This window comes from Microbulbifer sp. ABH2_005 (assembly GCF_056160005.1).
On the sequence record NZ_JBSWWI010000013.1, the window covers coordinates 1 to 359 of the forward strand.

The 359-nt window shown below is 42.1% G+C and carries 1 protein-coding gene; it reads right to left on the reverse strand.

The annotated features are described in order from the left end of the window. On the reverse strand, window positions 1–359 hold a 359-nt coding region (locus ACXAFI_RS20035), incomplete at both ends, for a hypothetical protein (protein WP_475110176.1).

Here is a 359-nt window from a genome sequence, read left to right on the forward strand (position 1 = left end):
TTACCTTGTTGTCATCTAGCAAAAGAAGATTGCCACTAATAGCACTGGCATTTAGTGACGCAGTACCATTACCCTCAATTGTGGTAAATCCAGTAAAGCGGATACTATCAGCATCAATACGTCCATCATTGGTCAGGGCAAATTCATTGTCATCGTTCTTACTTTCCAGTGTACCCTGACTATCTGAAGCGGTGACTTTTTCTATATTGGTAAAGGTAATTCCGCTGCTTGTGGCTTCTCTATCTGTATTAGAGAGACTCCATGTACTGTCGGCTACAAGTGTGCTAACAGTATCATTGCCTTCACCAGCCAACACAGCAGTAATATCTGTGAACTGAATGCCTTTACTACGCAGCTTT